The sequence below is a fragment of the Trichloromonas sp. genome, from assembly GCF_034006665.1.
Taxonomy (GTDB): Bacteria; Desulfobacterota; Desulfuromonadia; order Desulfuromonadales; family Trichloromonadaceae; genus Trichloromonas.
The window spans coordinates 1-4,632 of sequence record NZ_JAVESI010000084.1; the positions used below are offsets into that span (position 1 = coordinate 1).

General features: G+C 55.0%; 6 protein-coding genes. 5 read left to right on the forward strand and 1 reads right to left on the reverse strand.

All coding sequences use genetic code 11. The features are described from left to right. Positions 1–144: 144 nt before the first annotated feature. The 4 genes from RBR25_RS17365 to RBR25_RS17380 all read left to right on the forward strand — a co-directional run bounded on the left by RBR25_RS17365 (position 145) and on the right by RBR25_RS17380 (position 2,923). Entirely contained in the window at positions 145–945 is an 801-nt protein-coding gene (locus RBR25_RS17365; RefSeq protein WP_432820803.1) for a radical SAM protein, read from the forward strand. A 57-nt stretch (positions 946–1,002) separates the two neighbouring features. Then, positions 1,003–1,797, forward strand: a complete 795-nt coding sequence (gene cysZ, locus RBR25_RS17370) for a sulfate transporter CysZ (protein ID WP_432820804.1) — start codon at positions 1,003–1,005, stop codon at positions 1,795–1,797. A 7-nt stretch (positions 1,798–1,804) separates the two neighbouring features. Further along, a complete protein-coding gene (locus tag RBR25_RS17375) occupies positions 1,805–2,578 on the forward strand; it encodes an inositol monophosphatase family protein (RefSeq protein WP_432820805.1) in 774 nt (257 codons plus the stop codon). A 129-nt stretch (positions 2,579–2,707) separates the two neighbouring features. Next, positions 2,708–2,923 (forward strand): hypothetical protein, encoded by a 216-nt coding sequence (locus RBR25_RS17380; RefSeq protein WP_432820806.1) that lies wholly within the window; start codon positions 2,708–2,710, stop codon positions 2,921–2,923. Between the two features lie 39 nt (positions 2,924–2,962). Here RBR25_RS17380 and RBR25_RS17385 read toward each other — a convergent pair whose 3' ends face one another. Beyond that, positions 2,963–3,340, reverse strand: coding sequence for a hypothetical protein (locus RBR25_RS17385; protein WP_432820807.1), 378 nt, complete (start codon positions 3,338–3,340; stop codon positions 2,963–2,965). A gap of 171 nt (positions 3,341–3,511) precedes the next feature. Between RBR25_RS17385 and RBR25_RS17390 the strand changes: the two genes are divergently transcribed. After that, entirely contained in the window at positions 3,512–4,453 is a 942-nt protein-coding gene (locus RBR25_RS17390; protein WP_432820808.1) for a class 1 fructose-bisphosphatase, read from the forward strand. Positions 4,454–4,632: the final 179 nt, after the last annotated feature.

A 4,632-nucleotide genomic window follows, 5' to 3' on the forward strand; every position in this document is an offset into this window, starting at 1 on the left:
ACCGGGTACCTGCCTCAGATGTACTGAGGGGAAGAATGGACAGGAGCCGTATACGAGGCCCGTACGTACGGTTCTGTGAGAGGGATGAGGCGAGCTTGATCTGCTCGCCTCACCCTACTCGATTGTGAAAGGGTTTGGATGCGGATGTCCGCCAACCACAAATTTCTTGTGCCTCTTGCCGACGGCCTTGCCGTTGAGTCCGTCTATTACGGCAGCGGCACGCTCTGTCTCTCCAGCCAGGCCGGTTGCGCCGTCGGTTGTCCCTTTTGCGCTTCGGGCTCCCGGGGTCTGCTGCGCAATCTCAGCGTCGCTGAACTTTGGGCGCAGGTTGAAGCCGCCCACGCCCTGGGGATCAAGCCCCGGCGGCTGACCCTTTCCGGCATCGGTGAACCGTTGCATAATTTTGCGGCAGTTCGGGAATTCCTAGCAAACTGCCGAAGTCTCAACCTGCCTTTGTCCCTCACCACCACCGGCAGCCCCACGGCACATTTCAGGAGAATGATCCTTCTGCCGCACAACGGGCTGATGCTCTCCCTGCATGCCGGTTGCGCCGTCACCCACCGTCGCCTGATTCCCCGGGGAGCGGAGTTGGGCGATTTGTTGTCGGTTCTGGAGGAGTCCCTGTCAGGGCTTTCCCGGCGACGCCGGCGTAAGATCGGGATCAACTATTTGCTACTGGCCGGGATCAACGATTCACCGGCGGAGTTCGCAGAGCTCTTGCCGCTTTTTCAGCGCTTTCCCGAGTTGACCCTGCATCTGCTGGCTTGCAATCCCGTGCCCGAGTCCGCATTTGTCAGCCCCGATTCCGCCCATGTCGACGAACTCCATGTCTGGCTGTCGGCGCAGGGGGTCAACGCTCGCCGCGCCAATGCCTGGCGCGTCCAGGCCGAAGGGGGGTGCGGTACCCTGTTCGCGCACCGGCTCGGCAATTCAAGCGATTGGTGATACGCGGACGCCTGTGTTAGGATGGGCGTCGAATTTCGATAACGAGGAGATTTTTTTATGGCCATTTCCGCCGTGGTCCGTCCGGTCGGCAATTTTTCCCGGGGGTTTTTTTCACATTGGCAGAGTGCGCGCTTTCTGCTGCATCATCCCAGCCTGTGGAAGTATGTTCTTATTCCCTTTTTGATCAATCTGGTGGTTTTTTCCGGATCCGTCTATTTCGGCATGGATTTTTTCAATGACAGCGTCGTTCAACTCATCCCTCGGGGAGAGGCCTGGTACTGGGCCACGCTCTATTATTTTCTCTGGATTCTCGCGGGGGTGGTGACGACGGTGGTGGTCTTTTTTTCCTTCACCGTTATCGGCAATCTCATTGCCTCTCCTTTTAATGATCTTCTTTCGGAACGGACCGAGGATTTGATCGCCGGACAACGGAATGAGGAAACCTTTTCTCTTGTGACCTTCGGTCGTGATGCCTTCGCCACTCTTGCGGTAGAAGTAAAAAAAATCTCGATTTTCGTGATCATGATGCTGGCCCTGCTCCTTCTCAATCTGCTACCGGTGATCGGCAGTCTGTTCTATTCGGTTCTGGCGGTCCTCTTGACCCTCTTTTTTCTGGTGGTGGAATATATGGGTTTCGTTTTTTCCCGCAAGCGGCTGAACTTCGCCGAACAGCGCCGCTATATTTTCGCGCGTAAAACCACCATGCTCGGTTTTGGCGTAGGTATTCTGGCGTTGCTGGCGATTCCTTTTCTCCAGTTCGCCTGTATCCCGGTGGCCGTAGTCAGCGCCACCCGTCTCTGGTGTGAGGATGAAGGATTTTCTTCGGATGACGCCGACGCACGGAGAGGATGAGGACGGTATGAAAGCGATCGCAACGGCGGCGGCTCGCCGCGGGGGAGAGATTCTGATGGAACGATTCGGGCGGGGCATCGCCGTGAGTTACAAGGGGGAAGTCGACCTGGTAACGGAAGCGGACCGGCTCGCCGAAGCGGCCATTGTTGAGGTTTTGCGCGGAACATTTCCGCGTCACGATATTCTCGCCGAGGAGGCTGATTACGGCTCGACGGACTCCCAGTATCGCTGGATCGTCGATCCGCTGGATGGGACCACCAATTACGCCCACGGTTTTCCCTGGTTTGCCGTTTCCATCGCCCTGGAGGTGGCGGGGGAAGTGCAACTGGGGGTGGTCTACAACCCCATTTCCCGAGAGATGTTCGTAGCGGAAAAAGGTGCCGGGGCCTTTCTCAACGATTTACCCCTGCGGGTTTCAAAAACCGATCAGCTGGCCAATGCTCTGCTTGCAACCGGTTTTCCCTATGATCGCAAGACCAGCCCAGTCAACAATTTTGATCATTTCGTCAATTTTCAGCGAGCGGCGCGGGCTTGTCGCCGAGCCGGTTCCGCCAGTCTCGACTTGGCCTGCACCGCCGCCGGGCGTTTTGATGGATTCTGGGAAATGAAACTCAAGCCGTGGGATGTAGCCGCCGGCAAGATTCTGGTGGAAGAAGCCGGGGGCCGAATCAGTGATTTTTCCGGGGGGACTTACGATATCTATGGCCGGGAGTGTCTGGCGAGCAACGGTCTGATTCACGAGGCGATGCTACAGGTACTGCAACATGGCCTTAGACCCTGACCGGGGCGTGACGGGCAGGATGGACGACTCTATGTTATACTGGACCATGGCAGATGCCATTTAAAGTCCGCTGTTCCCTTTCGGCGTAGGGTTGAAGGGGCCGGCGACTCTCAGGTGGAAGGAGCTACCATGACCGACGTGAAGCAAAGCGAAGATTCTCTGGTCACCCCGAAAGAGAACGTCAATCTCGAACACCTTGAGAAATCCCTGAACATCATGGATCGCCACGCGGCCGAGCTCGCTGCGGCGGAGAATGACACGTGCGAGTCGTTGCGCAAATGGGATCGCGAGCATAAGGACGAGCAGTTGCACAGTGTCCCGCGCCCCCGTAAGCATATGCGCTGAAATGAAAAAGGCCCCTGCTTCAGGGGCCTTTTTTTGACCTTATGCCTTGGGTTCATCGTTGTCGGAGGACTTCGGAGCGGCTTGGCTTTGCAGGTTGGCGATTTCTTCATTCAGTCTGGCGGCGGTCTGTTTCATCTGGTCGAGAGTTTCTAGGGCGGCCTTGACTTCGGCATCCTCGAAAATATTGGCCGTTTGGGTGTCCCGGGCCTTATCGATGCGCTTGCCCAGATCGTTTTGCGCCATGGTGATCTTGCGGGAAAGAACGGTCAGTTCGATTTTTTTTTGCATGGCCTGTACATAGCAGGTCGCCGGTCGAACAAGGTTTTTGACCGTGTCTTGGGTTGTTTTCAGTGCTGTATCCCACAATTGCTGGATATTCGATTTTTTCTCGCTGCCCTGACCATTTCCTTCTTGCATTTGACTCCTCCCTGAAATGAAAAAATTTTCCCCAATAATATCATTATGAGATTCTAAGTCAATGTTTTGCGTATACATTTTGGGAGTTTGCCCTTGCCGGTCCTGGCGTTTTGATTTAAAATTCTAAAATTACTAAACTATTTATAATTTCAGGGGTGGAAGGAGAATACGATGGTTGAACCGGGCAAAACCAAATTTCAGATTGACCTGCGTCGGCATTTGCGGGAGGTCGGCGAAAATCGTGATCTGACTCGTTTGATCTGTGAAATCGCCGATGCTTCCAAGTACATCGTCAACTCCATCCGTACCGGTGACCTGGGGGTCGCGGGGACTTCCAACCTGTATGGTGAAGAGCAACTTGCCTTGGACGTCCTTTCCGACCGCATTCTGCGCAAGCGTCTGATCCATTCCGGGGTGGTCGCCAACATGCTGTCTGAGGAATCGCCCGATATCATTCCCGTATCCGCCGATCATGAGGGGAAGTACTCAGTGGCTTTCGATCCTCTCGACGGCTCTTCCCTGGTTGATGTCAATCTGGCTGTGGGAACGATCGTCTCGATCTACGAGGGGGGGGATCTGCTGCAACCCGGGCGTAACCAAGTCGCGGCTATGTACATCCTCTACGGACCGCGCAATACCCTGGTCTACTCGACCGGGCGCGGCGTGCATGAGTTCGCCATGAATGCTCTGATGGAATATACCCTGGTGCGGGAGAACGTGACCATGTCCCAGACCGGTGGAATCTATGCACCGGGGGGGCAACGTAACCTTTACAGTAATGGTACCGAGGCTTTTGTGCAGGATCTGGAGGCACGGGGAGCCAAACTGCGCTATAGTGGCGGGTTTGTTCCCGATATCAATCAGATTTTGATGAAAGGGAAGGGAATTTTCATGTACCCTCACCTGAAAAATGCCGTTAACGGTAAATTGCGTCTGGTGTTCGAGCTCAATCCCATGGCCTTTCTGATTGAACAGGCGGGTGGGGCGGCTTCTACAGGCCGTGGTTGCATCCTCGATCTGCAACCGCAAAATATCAACGACCGGGCGCCGGCCTTTATCGGTTCGAAAGAGGATGTGGCCCGGGCTGAGGCGTTTATAGCTAAAGAAGGTTAAAGCCTATTTTTTTTAGATAAAAAATCCCCTCAAAATTAATATTTTGAGGGGATTTTTTGTTTGCCCAGCGTAGCGGGCAAACCCGGCCTGTTGCAAGAGACAGGCGTCACCCCGGCCAGGGGGAAGACAATCCGAATCGCAAGGGCGTTGCTGGTAACGGCAGGGTCTGAAGGAAGCGA